Below are 16,879 nucleotides of genomic sequence, written 5' to 3'. Positions count from 1 at the left end.
CGCGGCGCCCCGGCACCCGCGGCGGCTCAGCGCGGCGCGGCCGTGTCCATCCCGAGCCGCCCGCGCAGGGCGAGCGGTCCCGACGCGCCCCAGGCCATCCCGCGCTCGACGAGGCGCGGGGCGACCTCGTCGAAGAGCACGCGCATGGCCGTCCAGCTGGCGGGCAGCGCGATGAACCCGTCGATCGCGCCGGCATCGGCGAAGCGCGCGATGCCGTCGGCGATGGCGGCGCCGTCGCCCGCGAGCGTCCAGTGGGCGCCGCCCGCGCCTCCGACCGACAGCCCGGGGAGGAACCGGACCGCGTCGGGGTCGCGCCCCGCGCGCTCCGCGGCATCACGGAGCGCCGACCGCTGGGCGAGCGCCGCGTCGAGATCGCCCGCCATGCCGAACACGGCGTCGGCGGCTGATCCCGCGAACGCGACGCCGGCGGGCGATCCTCCGGCCTGGAACAGCGGCGGATGGCCCGAAGCGTGCGCCTCGACGGGCAAAGGGCCGGCGACGCCATGCGCATCCACGCGGCCGACCCCGTGCGCGAACCGACCCGATGCCCGGTCGGCGACGATCGCCCCGGCGGGATAGCTCTCCCACAGCGCGTGCACCGTCTCGACGAACCGCCGCGCCCGGTCGTAGCGCTCCTCCGAGGCCGGCGGTGTCGCGATGCCGTGGTTCTCGTGGCCTCCGAGGCTCGTGACGGCGTTCCATCCCGCTCGACCGCCGCTGATGCGGTGCAGCGACATGATGCGCCGCGCCGTGTCGTAGGGCGACGCGAACGTGGTCTGCACGGTCGGCACGAGGCCGATCCGCTGCGTCACCGCGGCGAGCGCCGACACGAGGGTGTGGGAGTCGAGCGTGCTGAACCCCGGCGAGCGATCGAGCACGTCGGGGTCGAGGTGACCGGCATCGGGTGCGAACAGGACGTCGAAGCCGGCGGCCTCCGCGTCGCGCGCGAGGTCGGAGAACGGGGCGAGCTCGAACAGCTCCTCGACACGGCTGTCCGCGCTGCGCCAGCGCTCCGCCCGCAGCCAGGTGGGCGATATCGAGATCCCGAGGGCGAGGCGTCGCGTCATCCCCTCACGCTAGAACAGCCCCGAGCCGGATACCGCGCGCACGCCGTCCTCACCGTGCAGCTGGTGTGGAACGGTGCGGCGTACGAGCTGCGTCAGCTGGGCGAGAAGCCCGCCCTGCCCGCGACGGAGCTCGGGCAGTGACCCGCCGATTGAGGACCCTGCCGAGGAATTGCTCGCCGTGCGTGTCGCGAGCGAGGAGGTCGCGGTCTGGCGCTGTGCGAATGGGATAGTGCCCGCAGAACTCAACCGACTCATCTATGTGGACGATTCCGGGCACCCTCAGTCGGGCCTGGTCGTTTACGGGTGGGTGGAGTTCGCTCCTCATCGATGGGCGGGGGTGCTGCGCGAGTGGCTCGAGATGCGGAAGCGCCTATGGCGTGAGGCTGGCGTACCTGTGACACAGGAGTTGCACACGACGGACTACGTCAACGGTCGCGGCAGAATCTCGCGCAGAGTTCCAGATCGCCATGTTCACGACGGAGTGGACTTCTGGAAGGACTTCGGTCGAGAGATCGCCGTCGAGTGCTTGGAGACCCTGCGATGCGCGGAAGGCCTTCGGGTAGGCGCTGTCTACCGTCGGCGTGGACCACAGGATCTAGCCCGAACCAAGCAGCAGACATACGCGGACCTCGTCGCACGGTTTGAACAGGAGCTCGCAGAAACAGACTCGCTCGCGATGATCTTCATGGACGGTGATGGGAGCGATACGTCCTATCGCTCCACTCACCGTTCCCTCAAGCTTCACCAGAGGCGCGTGATCGAGGACGCTCTGCACCTCGACTCCAAGCACTCCCAACTGGAGCAGATGGCAGATCTTGTCGCTTGGTCCGCCAACGCCTCACTCGACCGGCATCCCAGCAATGAGTTCGCGTGGGAGTGGTACTCGTCGTATCTCGCCGAACGGGATCCGCAGAGAGAGCCCCGACCCATCTGAGCGCAGACACAGCTAGACCCCCTTGATCCACGTGTGCGGAGGGGGTCTGCCCCTCCAGCATACCTCGCATAGGCACCCATAGGCACCCATAGGCACCCATAGACCCACATTCTCTCCGCCATCGCTTCGACGGTCTCGAGCGTCGCGGAGGTGACGGGACCCTGCTCAGCTTGCTCGATGACGGGCATCCGCGAGCAACCCACGACGGCCGCCATGACGGATCTGCAGAGACTGTGCGAGCGGACGTTCGACTGGCGACGTCAGCAGGCTTGGCCGCCGCTCCCCTTGCGCCCGATGGACGGGTGGGGACTCGCGCACGCCGACGCACGAGCGGAGACGGAGATCGACGGGAGCACTGCCGTGCTGCCGAACATTGAAGAGGCGCGCTCCTGGCTTGAGCAGACCATCGGCGTGATCACCTCGGCGCCTCGCGCTCATCCTGCGGGGCGCGACGCCTTCCAGTACCCCATGAGGGCCAGCTGCGAGCGTGGCACGGCGTGGCGGTCGACGAGGTGGCGCCGCAGCGTCGTGACGATCGCGCTCTCCCCCGCGATCCAGAAGTAGCGGTCACCGGCGGGGCCGCCGTCGTCATCGAGGGTCTGACCCGTCCGCGAGTAGATCCGCGTCTCCCACGCGGTCTCGTCGCCGTCGATGTCGACGATGTCGAGGGCGACCGGATGGTCGCCGAGGTGCGCGAGCACGGCGTCCATGAGCGCTCGTCCGTGCGGTGCCCCGTCGCGAGGGAGCCAGCGCACGTCGACCCCGGCGGGGTGCGCGATGGATAGCACGTCGTCGGCGCTCGGCACCTCGATGAGAGCGACGCCGCGGACGGTCGCGGGCGCGTCTTCGAGGATGCGCGCGATGGCGGGCGCGGCGGTCTCGTCGCCGGCGAGCACGACCGCGTCGTGCGGGCCGGGGGCGAACTCGATGCCTGCGCGACGATCGTCGCGGCGCGGCCCCGCGAGGAGGATGCGGTCGCCCGGCCGTGCGGCGCTCGCCCACCGGGTGGCGGGGCCCGTGCGGTCCGGCTCGAGATGCAGCACGAAGTCGACGTCGATCCGGGTGCCTGCGGCGTCCGCGCGCAGCGCGCGGATGGAGTACGTGCGCATGGGGCCGCGCTCGGGGTCGGGCAGAGCCCGGTAGTCGGCCATCCACGTCGCGCCGGCGAGCTGCGGCAGACGGCCGGATGACGATGGGAAGATCAGCCGGATGCGCGCGTCGAAGACGTGCCCAGGTGTCCCGATGCGATCGAGCCCGTCTCCCCCGAACGTGATGCGCACGAACGTCGGCGAAAGCCGCACGACGCCCACGACCTCGGCCGTCGCGATCTCCGGTTGGGGCGGCGCGGGCACGCTAGGCACCTGGTGCGTCCTCTGTCGTCGACACGCGGAGCTCCCTGGTCGTCGAGCACGCGAAGCGCGTCGAGACGCCGCGCCCGCTCCCGATCGTGGCGCCGAGAAGCGGAGGCAAGAACTCGATGACGGACGACGCCACCCGCGCTCCCGTTCAGGTGTGGCGGGCGACGAAGCCCTTGATCTCACGGTCGAAGACGTCGGCGCCGAAATCCTTCGCACGCTGGCGGCAGGCGTCCGCCGACGACGCCAGGGCGCGTTCGACGGCTGCGCGCAGCTCGCTCGGCGACTCCCAGTCGTGCACGTGGGCGCCCGTGACGCCGTCGATGACCGACTCGACCGCGCCGCCGATGGCGTTCGCGAGCACGGGGGTGCCGGCGGCCATCGCCTCGACGGGGATGATGCCGAAGTCCTCGATGGGGGCGAACACGAGCGCCGAGGCGCGCTGGAGGACGGCCGTGAGCAGCGGAGTCGACGGATGGTGCACGAACGTCACGCGGCCGGGGTAGGTCTCGTCGGCGATCGCGCGCAGGCGCTCCTCGTCGGGTCCGGAGCCGGCGAGCACGACGGGCAGGTCGGCGGCGCGGCCCGTGGCGATGGCGGCTTCGAGACGCTTGTAGGAGACGAAGCGCGAGAAGCCGAGGATGAACGCGTCGGGCAGGGAGTCGAGCACGTCGGTCTCCTGCGCGGTGAGCCGCGGCTCGGACATGAACTCGGCGACGGCGACGGGCGGGTAGATCACCTCGGCCTCGCGCTCCCAGGTGTCGGCGATGCGCTGCGCGATGAAGCGGCTGTTGGCCGCGACGGCGACGGCCTCCTGTGCGCGGCGGCGGTCGAGGGGCTTGAGGATGGCCGAGGCGGCACGGGCGGGCAGGCTGTCTCCGCGGCCGTCGAGTTCAGGCGTCCAGATGTAGCGCGCGGGCGTGTGCGCGTAGACGAGCTTGGGGGCCTGGCGCGCGGGGCCGCCGAAGCGCGCGTGGTGGGCGAACAGGTGCGAGCTCGCCAGCACCCAGTCGGGATCGCGCGGAGGCAGGTTGTGCCAGACGGAGGGCATGAACGGCAGCGCGAGCGCCTTGCGACCACGCAACGGCGTGTGGGCGATGATCGTCTCGTTGACGGGCTGGAAGCGGTCGCCCGCGTCGTTCCAGAGGCACCATCGCTCGGCGTACGGGAACGCCTTCGCGATCGCCTCGAACACGTTCTCGGACCCGCCCGCGGGCGAGAGCCACTCGTGCACGATGATGCCGTTCAACGCCGTCTCCCCTTGTGGTGCTGTGGAGTCGATCCTATGCGGGGGAGGCTGTGGGGAGTGTGCGGGCAGCGCGGCGCGTCAGCCGCATCCCGGCGTCGATGTCTCGATCGGCACCGAATCGATCAGAGGTGTGTGGACGATGCCGAGGGGCCCGTACTCTTCATCCTCGCCGCCCGTGAACGTCACCGACACGACGTGCGACGTCGCGGGGTCGTTCTCGATCCGGATGCGGACAGCAGGCCGGCTGAGGTCATTCGTGCCGACATCGGGCTGGATCTCGACCCCGTCGACAGTTGCCGACGTGTATGTCGACCCGACGGGTCCGTAGAAGACCAGGTCGGTCGCCTTGACGCCCTTGGGGTAGTAGCGCCCGGTGGAGATCATGTACGGCAGGCCGGCCGCCTCGCCGGGCTGAAGCGTGTAGTTGTAGGTCGCCTCGGCGGTGAATGTCGGAGCGCCGTCGGCGGTGCACACGTCGCTCGAGGCCGCGACGCTCATGTTCGCGTAGTAGTCGAGCTTGCCCTCTGTCGTGTCGTTGACGAAGACGCCGAGCGCCGTCTCGTCGCTGTTGTCGGTCGGCAGCGGGTTCGTGAATGTCGTGTCCTGCACGACCGACGCCTCGAGCGGGTCGCTGGAGGCGTAGAGGAGACGCCCCTCACCCGACGCCTTGGCGAGGGCCTGGACGAGCGAGACGATGTTCGCCGACCCGCTCGTGAGCTTCTCGAAGACGCCGCCGGCTGCCGCGGCGAAGTACGCGTCCTGCGCCTCGAGGTCTGCGATCGTCTGGTCGGGGTACTTCACGTAGATGTCGTGGAGCAGCGTGTCGACGGCGTTGTCGGCCGTGAGCTTCGCGCCGCCCGGGAGGTCGACCGGCCCCGTCGCCTTGAGCAGATAGCTCAGCGCGACAGGGTCGAACGACAGCACGCCGACACCGGGGTCGCCCAGCGACTCCGACCAGAATGCCCGCACGAGGTGCGCCGTCTGCGTGAAGTCGACGGGCATCGTCGTGTCTTGGATGTAGCGGCCGACCCTATCGGTGTAGAGCGCCTCGGTCGCCTCGTTCAGGTTCGTGATGGGCGTGTCGCGGCCGTTGGAGAAGTTCAGCGACGACGCCTGCTGCGTGATCGTGAGGCGCCCCTGGTCGGCGGTGAGCATGAGCAGCGACGCCGGATTGCCGCCCGTCGAGCGTGCCTCGGCGTTGTTCTGCACGATCACGATGTAGTTGCGCGGGCCGTCCGCGCCGAGCATGGTCGGCAGGTGGGGCATGAGCTCGTCGAGCTTGTTGAGCGTCGGCCAGAGTCCGGCGACGGCCTCCGTCAGCTGGCTCACCGCCGACTCGACGGGACCGAGCAGGGTGGACGTGTCGATCGCCGTCAGGTCGATCTGCACGGTCTCGGTCGCCACCGCCGCCTGCGACATCGGCTCCGCCAGCGCCCGGACGGCATCGAGGTCGATGGCACCGTCCTTCGGGCCGATCGCGGTGACGTCGACCGTCGCGAACGGCGCGAGCGCGTCGCGGACGAGGTCGTCGGCGGCCGCCGCCGCGAGGCGCACGGCCTGGAGGTCGTCGCCGACGACGGGCAGCCACTCGACGCCGCGCCAGAAGAGGTGATCCGTGCTCGCTCGCGCCGCGCCGGTCTTGTCGGCGACGTCGTCAACGAGCGTCTGCATCGCAGCGGAATCGCCCGATCCGATGCTCTCCTGCGCGTTGCTCGCGAGCGGGATGACCTCCTCCAGCGCCGACTTCGCGATGAGCGCGCTCACGGCGAGGACGACCCCGTACACCAGCACGAAGACGACGAGCCCCCAGGGCAGCCATCGGGTGAGGATGCGGCGCCGGAGCGGCTTCTTCACCTTCGGAGCGCCATCGGTGTCGGGCTCGTTCCTACGTGCGCTCATGCTGCTGCGGGACTCCTGCGGTCGGCGAGGGCGTCGACCTTCCGTGAGGCCGTCCGCCCAGCATAGTTCGCGGTCCGCGCGTTAGCTGGATCGGAGCCGGACGGCGGCGAACGGATCACCCTTCGGCAGATCGCCGCGGTAGATCGCGAGCGAGTCGACGCCGATCGGGTCGTCGGTGAAGCTCTCGCGCACGCGCTGCACGGCGGCGATCCCCATCGTCCGGCGGAGGTCTGGCGACTCAATCAGCTCGCGCGTCGCCTCGATGAGCGCGGCGTCGCTGCCGCGGACGTATCCGGTCACCCCGTCGAGCACGGTGTCGCGGTTGCCGACGACGTCCGTCGTGACGGCGGGGATGCCCCTGCCCTGGGCTTGGATGAGCGAGAGCGCCATCCCCTCCCACAGCGTCGGGAACAGGAAGATGTCGGCTTCCGCGAAGATCTTCTCGAGCTCCTCCGGCGTGACCCAGTCCTTCAGTTCGACAGGCGCGTCGCCGATCCACGCCTCGATGTCGGCGTCGGCGCCTCCGCCCACCCAGACGAAGCGTGCGCGGCCTTCCAGCGCCTTCGCGATGGCAGCGAACCGCCACGGCGCCTTCTGGTAGGTGATGCGGGCGGTGGTGACGACGACCACGGGGCCGTCGTGCTCGCGGGGTCCGACGGTCTCGGGAACCGTCGAGATCGGAACTCCGGACTGGAGGTAGCGCACCTCTCGCGCATGCAGGCTCTCCTCGGCCAGGTCGATCTCTCCCGCAGACGTCACCACGAGCGTGCCCTTCCTCGCGCAGACGCGCTCGAGCGCGCGATAGGCAGCCCGCACGATCGACGGCGAACTCTCGCGGAGGAATGCGAAGCCATGAGGCGAGTAGAAGACGGGCGTGCGGACGCCCGTGAGTGCAAGACGGCCCGCGACTCCGGCGATCGAGGAGTGGAGATGGATGGCGTCGTACGCACCAGCCCGCGCTATCCTCCGCAGCTTCGTCATGAGCGCAAGGGTGTTCTTCGCCGTTCCCCCCGCATCGATCGGCGTGAGCAGACGAACCGAGGGGTGGAAGCGCTCCTCCATCGTCTCGCGCGAGGGGGTATCGGGGCGGACCGTGTAGAGGACGCCGACGTCGGCCCCCGCCTCGACCTGGCGTCGCGAGATGCTGTCGACGAAGGTCACGATCCCGCCGCCCATGGCCTCGGTCACGTGCAGAACGCGCGGCGCGCGAGAAGTGCTCACTATTCCCCCTTGACCGCGAGCCAGGTGCGGCGCACCCCTTCGTCGAGATCGACGAGCGGTGCGACCGCACCGAAGTCGCGGTCGAAACGATCGGTGCTCAGCGCGATGTGCTCGACGAAGGTCGATGGCGCCGGTCGGTGCTCGATGCGCGGTTCCACACCGGTCACACGACGGATCGAGTCGATGATCTCATCGAGCGTGTGGGAATGTCCTGATCCGACGTTGTACACGTGGTGCTCGCCGCCGCCGACGAGCTGCGGGGTCGTCAGGAGACGTGCCGCGTCCTCGACGTAGATGTAGTCCCGTTCCATCCCGCCGTCGCCGTAGACGGTGAGCGGCATCCCGAGGGAGACGTTGCGCAGGAAGATCGGGATGACCCCCTGCTTCCGCGTCGGGCTCTGCCGCGGGCCGTAGGGGTTCGAGAGCCGCAGGACGGTCGACCTCAGCCCGTGGACACGCTCGAAGTAGGCGAGGTAGTTCTCGATCGCCAGCTTGCCGATCGCGTACGGCGAGATCGGCTGAGGCAGAGCCGTCTCATCGACGATGACGTCGTCCTGCTCGCCGTAGATCGCGCCGCCCGTCGAGACGAAGTAGAGATGCTGCACGCTTGTCTCCGCGGCGATGCGGAAGAGCTCAATGCTGCCGGTCACGTTGGTGCGGATGTCGAGAAGCGGGTCGCGCTCCGCCGACGCCGGGGTCGTGGTCGAGAGCAGGTGATAGACGATCTCTTGCCCAGAGACCGCGGCTTCGAGGTCGCCGACGTTGAGGAAGTCTCCCGCGATGACACGATGGGGGCGTTCGGCGAAACGCTGCGCACCGGAGAACCTGTCGAAGACCGTCACCTCATGGCCGGCTCGAACGAGTTCGTCGACGACGTACGAGCCGACGAATCCGTTGCCGCCGATGACCAGAACCCTGCTCATCGCATCTCCCCCGCGATCCCCATCGCGTCGCTCACGCGCCGATCTCGCGCTGGAGCGCCTCGATCGCGCCCGCGAGCTGCGGTGCGGCAGAGGTCCAGCGGCACTTCGGCGAGAACGCCCGAGCCTTGCCGACGATCTCGGAGCGGAGCGCCTCATCCGTCGCGAGGCGCGCCACAGCCCGTGCGAGGTCGGTCGGCTCTTCGGCGTCAACCAGCAGGCCGTACCCGCCTTCGTCGAGCATGTCGACCTGCGCGGGGATGTCTGTCGCGATGACGGGAACACCCGCCGCAGCGGACTCGAGCATCTTGAAGGGCGTCGTCACCTTCGCCATCGATCCCGTGTTCGACTTGGGGCAGAGGGTGACGAGGGCACCGGCGACGTAGGTGGCGAGTTCGGCGGGCTTCTTCGGCCCGAGCCAACTCAGTGTCGCGTTCTCCGCGGCCTTGACCGCCTCGCTCTTGACACCGTCGCCGATGACGAGGAGCTTGAGACCCTCCGGCCATTCCGGCGAGCGATGCGCCTCGAGCATGTAGTCGATGCCCTGCCACGGCGCGAGCCCGCCGAAGAAGAGCGCATAGGGCTCGCCGATGTCGCGGGGCTGCGCATCGAAGAAGAGATCGCTCACGCCGCTCGGCATGACATCGACGGGGCCGGGCACGCCAACGCGCTGCTCGCGCACCCACTCGGCGAGACCGCGATTGACGCACAGGACCGACGATCCGTCGCGGAGACTCCTCGTCATGAGCGCTCGGATGCCTGGAATCTTGCGCAGCCACGGATTGGTCTCGTACGTCGAGTCGTCGTTGCCCTGGACGAGGAGGAGGATGCGGCCGCCCTTGCGCCTCCACGCGGGAGCGACGAACGCGAGGAACGGGTGCCAGCGTGTGATGAGGACGCCGCGGTTCGCCGCCTTCCGACCTGCGCGGACCAAGGCGAGCAGTCGGCGCAACTTCGCGATGACGCCTTCGGCGATCGCCTCGGAGTAGATCTGATGGCGTACGGGGATACCTGCCGCGTCGAGCCTTGCGCGCGAGCCATCCATATGCGTCCTCGCAGCCGAGCCAACCCTCGTCGACTCGATCCACAGCATGGTGACACTGCTCACTTCAGATCTCGCTTCGCTATGCATCGGGTTCCAATCGTAGATGTTGCAAGGGCGCCGGCCCGGGAAGCGAAGGCGCTCCCGATGGGCAGAACGCCCCACCTCTCATCGCTCCGTGGCACTCGCATCCTGGTCGACCCCCTCCACGGACCCACCACCCCAACTCCAGGGCAGCGCCTTGCCGACGCGCGGTGTTCCAGAACGCATCGACTGCATGACGACGATCGCGAGCGGCATGAGCGGTGTGAAATGCCGAAGCGCAGAGCCGTAATCAGGCTCGAATACTGCCTGCACCACACCAAATGCCAACATTAGCGCAAGCGATCTCCGCACGAGCACCCCGTCGAGCGTTGCGCCCGATGGCCATCTGATTGCCGAGCGCAACGACACAAGCGGCAGTACTTTCACAAACACGTATCCGATCAGAATCACGACGTATGGAATACCTGCAGTGAACGGCAGCATCAGTGGCACGTAGAGAAGCCAATAGTTGACAAAGATGTCAACTAGCCCACCGATGGGTTGATTGACCAGCTCAATGGGCATGATGATGGTGTTGGCGTCGAGATGGTCCTGCACGGCAGTGCGGAAGTGGTTCGGATCATGACCCAAAACGATAAAAAATGCGAGTCCAACGATCACTGCGCACAGCGCCCCCGAGACGAGCAGATATCTCAGTCGAACCTGCCAGATGGTTACGACTCGGAAGCCGACGTACGCGACCGCCACGATCGCCCAGTAGTCGCGGAAGAAGTAGGCGTAGACGAGCATGCCCGCCACGGCGGTAATCTCCCACCAGATCCGCTTCGGCAGGAGAAGAAGCAACAGGACAAGAGGGATGACAAATACATCCTTCGAGTATTGACCGAGGTAGACGCCGGCAAGGAGGAATGCACTCGATATGTACACAGCGGTGAGAACTCCCGCCGTGCGGCGTCCCGACCGCGCTATGCCGACGATGATCGCCACTGATGCGAGGACGTAGCCGAGCACGGCAGCGACGTCGGGAGCCGCCCCAAGGCCGAGAAGCCGGTAGACGATCGCAACCGGCGTGTATGACCCGTCGGCGAAGTCCGCCTGACCACTCGCTATGAGATAGATGCGGTTCGCGTCTCGCCCGAACTGCTCCGGCAACACGAGGGAGCGAGAAACCGTCAGGATCAAGCCACCGAGAAACCCCACGAGGACCGCCCAGACCAGCAATCGTCGCTGCCATCGGCTTGTCGTGCTCGCGTGTTCCCTCCTCGAACGTCGGGTTCGGAGCGAATGACCCTCGCGATTCATGCAGTCCCCTCTGCACGCGCGGAACTGGACCTGCATGCACTACAACGCCCCCGATCATAAGCGCAACAGCCCGGGAGACACCGGTGGGGCTCACTGCCTAAGGATCGCCGAGCATCTCCGCACTATGCTGAACAAGCCCGCGTTCGCGCTGCTCCCACGCTCGGCGATGCCCGCGAACCCGCAACTGAAGGGGAGTAAATGTCGTTCCGCGACGTCCTACGCAACGCAGCAATCGACTTGGAAGGAGTCCTCGAACGCTTCACCGCCAGAAGCGCGGCCAAGCAGGCTGACAAAGGGGCTCGGAAGGGCCACATCCTCATCGCCGGTCCCGGCGAGGGCAGCATCGGCGATGAGGCGATGTACGAGGCGTTCGTCAAGACCTGTCCCGGGCCGCTGACTGTCATCGCTCGACGCCCCGAGGATCTCCTGTGGACCTCGGACCGCGAGGACGTCGAGTATGTATATCTGCCCTCCTTGCTCTACGGCCAGGGCGGTCGCCGTGCAGCCCTGAAGACCGTCCTCACCCTTGCTCAGTCGGCCGAGAGTGTATCCCTCGTCGGTGCCGACATCATGGACGGCGTGTACAGCGAGTTCGCTTCAGTGCGCCGATTCCGCACCGTCGCAGCGTCCGCGACCTGCGGTGCCGATGCGCGCGTTCTCGGGTTCAGCTGGAACAACGCGCCAGCGCCACGCGCTCGCCGCGCGATGCAGGAGACGAGTGCGATAGCCCAGCTCAGCGCACGAGACGAGCGCTCGGCAGAGCGCCTCCGGGCCGACGGCGGACAACGAGTTGTAACGGTGTCCGACCTGGCGTTTCTCACCGAGCCGAACGTTGCATTAGAGGATCGAGTACTCGCGGACTGGGTCACGCAACAGCGAGCCGAGGGAAGGCAGATCGTCTTGGTCAACGCCAACCCGCGCCAGGAGAAGCGGTTTCCGGGGCTACGCGATGCCTATGTGCGATTGATTCGCACGCTCCTCGACGACGGCATTAGCTGCATCCTCGTGCCGCACGACTCCCGTGGCGGCGAGCGCAGCGAGGAAGCCTATCTGGCGGGCATCGCCTCAGAATTCGCGACAGAAACCGCGCTCTTCCACGTGGAAAACGCGCCGATGCCGGCTCAGGTCGTCGCGATCGCCCGGGAGGTCGACCTCGTCGTCTCCGGCCGGATGCACCTCGTCGTCCTGGCGAGCGTCGCACGCCGAGCGACCGTCGCGTTCGACTATCAGGACAAATTCGAAGGGCTTTACCGTCTCCTCGGGTACGACGGACGTATAGCCGGCCCGGAGGGCGCCGATCGACTGGTTGAACGCGTTCGTGTCGCCCTCACTGAACGTGAGAGCTCGGAAGACGCGCTGAGGGCCTCATGGCCGGAGGTGATCCGACGTTCGACGCTCAATTTGCCCTTCGACCCGCGTACTTCCTCGGGAGCGAACTGACACGACGTCGGTCGATGTACGGCGAAGGGGAGGCGCATCCAAATGGATGAGCCTCCCCTTCGCCGTACATCTCTGTTATCGACGACCGAAGAGTTTTGCCGTGGAAACCGCCTCGGCATAATCCTTTCGCACGATAGGAACCAGGATGGCTGTGAGCACGTACACGAACAAGAAGACAGCGACGCCGGAGAGCATCTGCAGAACGGTACCGTCCACGGCGGCAGACGCGAACCATGCAAGGACCGCAGCGGGCACGGTGGCGAAGAAGACTCGGGCGGCACCGAGGAAAAGGTCGCGCGCAGGAGCCTCTGCCGCCCGCCCGTACCAGATGAGCGAGACGATCCATGTCACGAGAGTCGCCGCAGTGAAACCGCCCGCGATTCCCACAACACCCCAACTGGAGCCGATCAGGATGCAGATCAGGAAGGCGGGTGCGGAGACCAGGTTGACATAGAGACTCAGCTTCGTGACCCCCTTCGAAAGTGCGATCCAATACGTCGCGTACGCGGCGAGTCGGATGGCACCCGCCACGCACAGGAACTGAAAGATCGGGGTGACCGCACTCCAGCGCTCACCCAGCGCGACGACGATCAGCGGGTCTGCGACGGCGATGGCACACGCGAGGACCGGTGCAACGACAACGAGCATGATCTTCTGACCGCGCAGGAGGAAGAGGTTGTAGCGCGCCGTGTCATCTTGAAGTTTCGACAGCACGGGAGTGGCAACACGAGTCGAGGGCGCGTTCAGCTGATTTAGCGGGTTGATCACGAGCTCGAATGCTCGCGAGTACTGGCCGGTCGCCACCGCTCCAAAACGCACACCGGTAACGATCGTGTCGATATTGCGGCTCGCATAGGCGATGGTCTGCGCTCCGAGGAGATGCAACCCATAGGTGATAAGCGGGCGCATCCCGCTCGTTCGCCGGGGCAGTCGCGGCATCCATCGCGCGAAACACCACGCGAGCACGGTCGCAATCGCGACCTGCGCGATCTGCTGCGCGATCAGAACCCAATAGTTGTCGTAGACGGACGCGAGCATGATTGCGACGACTCCACCGATGATCGGTGGCAGGGTCTCAACAATCGCGAGAGCTCGGAAGCGAAGCCCGCGGGCGAGGGAAGCTTTGTGTTGAGCCGAGATACCACTCAGCAAGAAGGTGGATGACAAAGCGATCGTAATCCCGACCAGAAGCGGTTCACCGTATACTGCGGCGATAAGAGGGGCGCCGGCTATTGCGGCCCCCGCCACGACGAGTCCGATCGAAGCCGAGATCCAGAAGAGATTGCTCCGCTGCTGAGTCGAGAGATCCTTCGATTGAATGGCAGCGTTCGAAAGGCCGAGATCGCCGATCAGCTCACCGATGCCCACAATCGCAGTCACCATGGCGACGAGCCCGAAGTCAGCGGCGTCAAGCATTCGCGCGAGAACGACCAGCGTGACCAGGCGCGCAAGGAGTCGAACAAGCTGACCTGCCATCGTGATGCTGGCGCCTCGCGCCGCCGTTCCTCCAAGGCTAGTCATCGGAGCCGCACTCTCGTGCCGGCTCTACCGCCGTGCGCTGACTCATCGTGCGATGGTCTCGTCAATGCGAGCTCGGACTTGTGCGAGTTGGCCACGCGCTTGCTCCAGATCGTCGAGGGTCGTCGACCGGCTGCGCAGCGCGTCAAGCCAGATGCGCTGCCCCTCGCCCGGCCGCGCGAAGAAGGGCGTCGACACAACCGTGCTCAAGGACCGCGTGACCTTCTCGGGGGAACCCGTGCTAAAGCCCAAGGGAACTGCTCCCTCGGTCAGGCCGACGATCAACGCGTGAATACGATCGGAGATGACAGCGACACTCGATCGATAGAGCTCTCGCACTCTCGCTTCCTGAACGCTGTGATCGTCAGACACGGGCCAGTCCATGATGTCGGCATCAAATAGGGCCGCGAGTTCGCGTGCGCGCTCCGCATCTCGTCGTACCTGGACAACGACCACCGGACGGGCCTGCGTCGCCGATATCACTTCGCGCACATCGGACACCCACGCGTCTCCCGGCAAGGGGCGATCGCCACGCATAGCGATCGCCAGGACGTCGCGATCCGACCCATCGTCATCAGCCGCGCCTCCGAGCGCGAACGCCCAGTCCGGTTGCACTTCTCCGACTCCGAATGCGTCTCGCGTCCATGTGTCACGCCAGGTGGCGAAGGCAGCCCTTCTACTTAGTGTCCTCAACGACGTCTGATCGATCGAGGAACCCGGGCGCACGCTGACTCCGGCGAGCAGCGTCCGACCGCCGCGAATCTTGAGCAGCAATGACAGCGGCTCTTGCCAACGACCTTTCCGGTACTCCACATCCGTACCGACGACCTCGCCTGTGTTTGCGGCGAATACCGTGCCTCGGTGCCTCAGTCCGGAGAGGAAGGCCATCAACAACCATGCCGCAGGCGATTCGTATGAGTGATCGGTGTCCCGCAAGCCGAGTCCAGAGTTGTAACCGCTGTCAGGCCCCGTATATGCATGGATATCACCACACCCCCGCAAAGCGTCGAGGTACGCCCGTCTCAGCAATGAATCGCCGATGTTATCGCGCTGTCCTCCGACATTAACAAAGATCTGCACTCGAGCCTTACGGCCGGTCGCCAGCGCTTCTGCGCGGAACACCTCTGCATACCCTGCAGCCACCGTGCGCCAGTCACGCGCATTGAGATCCGGCACCGCTCGATTGGTCTGGCGCAGCTCACTCAATGCGCGGCTGAGCGCGGCAGAGTCGAAGTCACCGTCGTAGGAGACTACCCAGCCAGGGCCGACCTCTCGAGCAATCGCATCATTGGCCGCGGAACGTGGTGCGATGACTGGTCGACCAAGCGACAATGCGACGAGCAACACTCCGGAGTTGTGCATCTCGCGATACGGCAGGACGATGGCCTCCGCAGAGGTCATCTCCGCCACCATCTCTGCATCCGAAATGTGCTCGAGGCGCGTCGTCACCGATGCGTCTGCACGACCCCAGCGTTCCACGCGGCTCTCGATTTGCTGACGGGTGCTCTCTGTCGGCTTCCCGACGACGCGCAGCTCACTTCCAGGTTCAGCTGAGATCTCGAATGCCTCAATTAGCTCGGGCACGGACTTATACGGCTCAATACGCCCGAAGAACAAGAGGCGGCCAGGCACGGATTCGCTCTTCTGAATCTCGCTGAACTGCTCGCGATAATCGCCGTGGAGCACCACTCGATCACGCGATGACAACTTTCCCGTGTCGGCGCCGTTAATGAGGACGCGCGCAGTGGTGAGCGTGTCGAGCTTTGCGAGGAGCCGTACCTCGACTTCATCTCCCCGCTCATGAGGCTCGAGATTGTGGAGCGTCCGCACAACGGGCGTGCGAGCAAGGCGAAGGCGGAGGAGCAGCGCACGGAAGAGAATCCGCTGAACACGTCGCGCCCACGGCGTGCGAGAGCGCATGAGGAACTCGGGCCAATGGATGTGGAGGACGTCATATCTCCCGAGCAATGCCCGCCACCAGCTGAAGTAGAGAAACTTGATATCAGCGGGAGCGTGGCGAACCACCTGATCGATGTACTTGATCGTCGGGCCTGGAGCCGCGACCGATTCGAGCACGCGAACAGTCGTATCGGTCATCGGTGTCCCCCGTGTGTCCGTTGCAAGCTTGCCCGCTATTGCCATGCGGCTTGCGCATGCAAGTAGCCGTCCGTCGCCGAGCGGGCTGAGCATCCATCCTATCGACGCGTCGGGCATACGCCGACGCGCTAGGTATGTGCCCGGAGCCGGTGCGGAGTCCCAGATGCGCCCGCACCGTCGACTGTGTACTGGCTGAGCGCCGTCGAGCTGATCCAGCTCGCATACTGGAGGCAGTACGCGAGCGACGCGAGGTCCTGGTGCTGGAGCCCGCGGTACATGAGCGAAACGAGAGGCAGAAGTCTTCAGATGAAGTTGAGTGTGATCGGGTGCGGGTATCTGGGTGCGGTGCACGCGGCGGCGATGGCGTCGCTGGGGCACGAGGTCGTGGGCATCGATGTGGACCCGGGGAAGATCGGCAAGCTGTCCGCGGGTGAGGCGCCGTTCTTCGAGCCCGGCCTGCCCGAGATCCTCGCCGACGCCCTCGCGTCCGGACGGCTGTCGTTCACGACCGACATCGCCGCGGCCGCCGACGCCGAGGTCCACTTCATCGCCGTCGGCACCCCGCAGCGCAAGGACGGCACCGGCGCTGACCTGACCTACGTGGACTCCTCCGTGCACAACCTCCTCCCCCACCTGCGCCCCGGCGCGCTCGTCGTGGGGAAGTCGACCGTCCCGGTCGGCACCGCCGGCCGCCTCGCCGCCCTCGTCGCCCCCACCGGCGCGCACCTGGCGTGGAACCCCGAGTTCCTCCGGGAAGGGTTCGCCGTGAAAGACACCGTCGAACCCGACC

The 16,879-nt window shown here is 66.7% G+C and carries 13 protein-coding genes; 3 read left to right on the top strand and 10 right to left on the bottom strand.

Annotation, left to right across the window (positions count from 1 at the left end; genetic code table 11):
• Positions 1 to 26 precede the first annotated feature (26 nt).
• A complete protein-coding gene (locus ABD998_RS11255) occupies positions 27 to 1,067 on the bottom strand; it encodes an LLM class flavin-dependent oxidoreductase (protein ID WP_345439150.1) in 1,041 nt (346 codons plus the stop codon).
• Between the two features lie 229 nt (positions 1,068 to 1,296).
• Here ABD998_RS11255 and ABD998_RS11250 point away from each other — a divergent pair, with 229 nt between their 5' ends.
• The gene (locus tag ABD998_RS11250; RefSeq protein WP_345439148.1) at positions 1,297 to 2,001 is read left to right on the top strand and encodes a DUF3800 domain-containing protein; all 705 of its coding nucleotides are present in this window, start codon (positions 1,297 to 1,299) and stop codon (positions 1,999 to 2,001) included.
• 434 nt (positions 2,002 to 2,435) lie between these two features.
• Here the strand turns inward: ABD998_RS11250 and ABD998_RS11245 are convergent, their stop codons facing one another.
• The 7 genes from ABD998_RS11245 to ABD998_RS11215 all read right to left on the bottom strand — a co-directional run bounded on the left by ABD998_RS11245 (position 2,436) and on the right by ABD998_RS11215 (position 10,932).
• Positions 2,436 to 3,353 carry a siderophore-interacting protein gene (locus ABD998_RS11245; protein ID WP_345439146.1) on the bottom strand — a complete coding sequence of 306 codons (918 nt, stop codon included), beginning with the start codon at positions 3,351 to 3,353 and terminating at the stop codon, positions 2,436 to 2,438.
• Positions 3,354 to 3,507: 154 nt separating this feature from the next.
• Positions 3,508 to 4,605, bottom strand: coding sequence for a glycosyltransferase (locus tag ABD998_RS11240; RefSeq protein ID WP_345439144.1), 1,098 nt, complete (start codon positions 4,603 to 4,605; stop codon positions 3,508 to 3,510).
• Positions 4,606 to 4,683: 78 nt separating this feature from the next.
• Positions 4,684 to 6,504 carry a DUF4012 domain-containing protein gene (locus ABD998_RS11235; protein ID WP_345439142.1) on the bottom strand — a complete coding sequence of 607 codons (1,821 nt, stop codon included), beginning with the start codon at positions 6,502 to 6,504 and terminating at the stop codon, positions 4,684 to 4,686.
• An 81-nt stretch (positions 6,505 to 6,585) separates the two neighbouring features.
• Entirely contained in the window at positions 6,586 to 7,725 is a 1,140-nt protein-coding gene (locus tag ABD998_RS11230) for a glycosyltransferase (RefSeq protein ID WP_345439140.1), read from the bottom strand.
• Positions 7,725 to 8,648, bottom strand: coding sequence for an NAD-dependent epimerase/dehydratase family protein (locus tag ABD998_RS11225; protein WP_345439139.1), 924 nt, complete (start codon positions 8,646 to 8,648; stop codon positions 7,725 to 7,727). The genes ABD998_RS11230 and ABD998_RS11225 overlap by 1 nt, the downstream gene beginning before the upstream one ends.
• 31 nt (positions 8,649 to 8,679) lie before the next feature.
• Positions 8,680 to 9,690 (bottom strand): glycosyltransferase family 4 protein, encoded by a 1,011-nt coding sequence (locus ABD998_RS11220; RefSeq protein ID WP_345439137.1) that lies wholly within the window; start codon positions 9,688 to 9,690, stop codon positions 8,680 to 8,682.
• A gap of 165 nt (positions 9,691 to 9,855) precedes the next feature.
• Positions 9,856 to 10,932, bottom strand: coding sequence for a hypothetical protein (locus tag ABD998_RS11215; RefSeq protein WP_345439135.1), 1,077 nt, complete (start codon positions 10,930 to 10,932; stop codon positions 9,856 to 9,858).
• A gap of 300 nt (positions 10,933 to 11,232) precedes the next feature.
• Between ABD998_RS11215 and ABD998_RS11210 the strand changes: the two genes are divergently transcribed.
• Positions 11,233 to 12,474, top strand: coding sequence for a polysaccharide pyruvyl transferase family protein (locus ABD998_RS11210; protein WP_345439133.1), 1,242 nt, complete (start codon positions 11,233 to 11,235; stop codon positions 12,472 to 12,474).
• Between the two features lie 75 nt (positions 12,475 to 12,549).
• Here the strand turns inward: ABD998_RS11210 and ABD998_RS11205 are convergent, their stop codons facing one another.
• Both ABD998_RS11205 and ABD998_RS11200 read right to left on the bottom strand, forming a co-directional pair.
• Positions 12,550 to 13,995 carry a lipopolysaccharide biosynthesis protein gene (locus ABD998_RS11205; RefSeq protein WP_345439131.1) on the bottom strand — a complete coding sequence of 482 codons (1,446 nt, stop codon included), beginning with the start codon at positions 13,993 to 13,995 and terminating at the stop codon, positions 12,550 to 12,552.
• 42 nt (positions 13,996 to 14,037) lie between these two features.
• On the bottom strand, positions 14,038 to 16,089 hold the full coding sequence (locus ABD998_RS11200; RefSeq protein WP_345439130.1) for a glycosyltransferase: 2,052 nt from the start codon (positions 16,087 to 16,089) through the stop codon (positions 14,038 to 14,040).
• Between the two features lie 306 nt (positions 16,090 to 16,395).
• Between ABD998_RS11200 and ABD998_RS11195 the strand changes: the two genes are divergently transcribed.
• On the top strand, positions 16,396 to 16,879 hold a 484-nt coding region (locus tag ABD998_RS11195; RefSeq protein ID WP_345439129.1), incomplete at its 3' end, for an NAD(P)-binding domain-containing protein.

Source organism: Microbacterium gilvum, from assembly GCF_039543865.1.
Lineage (GTDB): Bacteria > Actinomycetota > Actinomycetes > Actinomycetales > Microbacteriaceae > Microbacterium > Microbacterium gilvum.
Note: the sequence above shows the minus strand (reverse complement) of the source record. Positions and strands in the feature narration are given on the sequence as shown.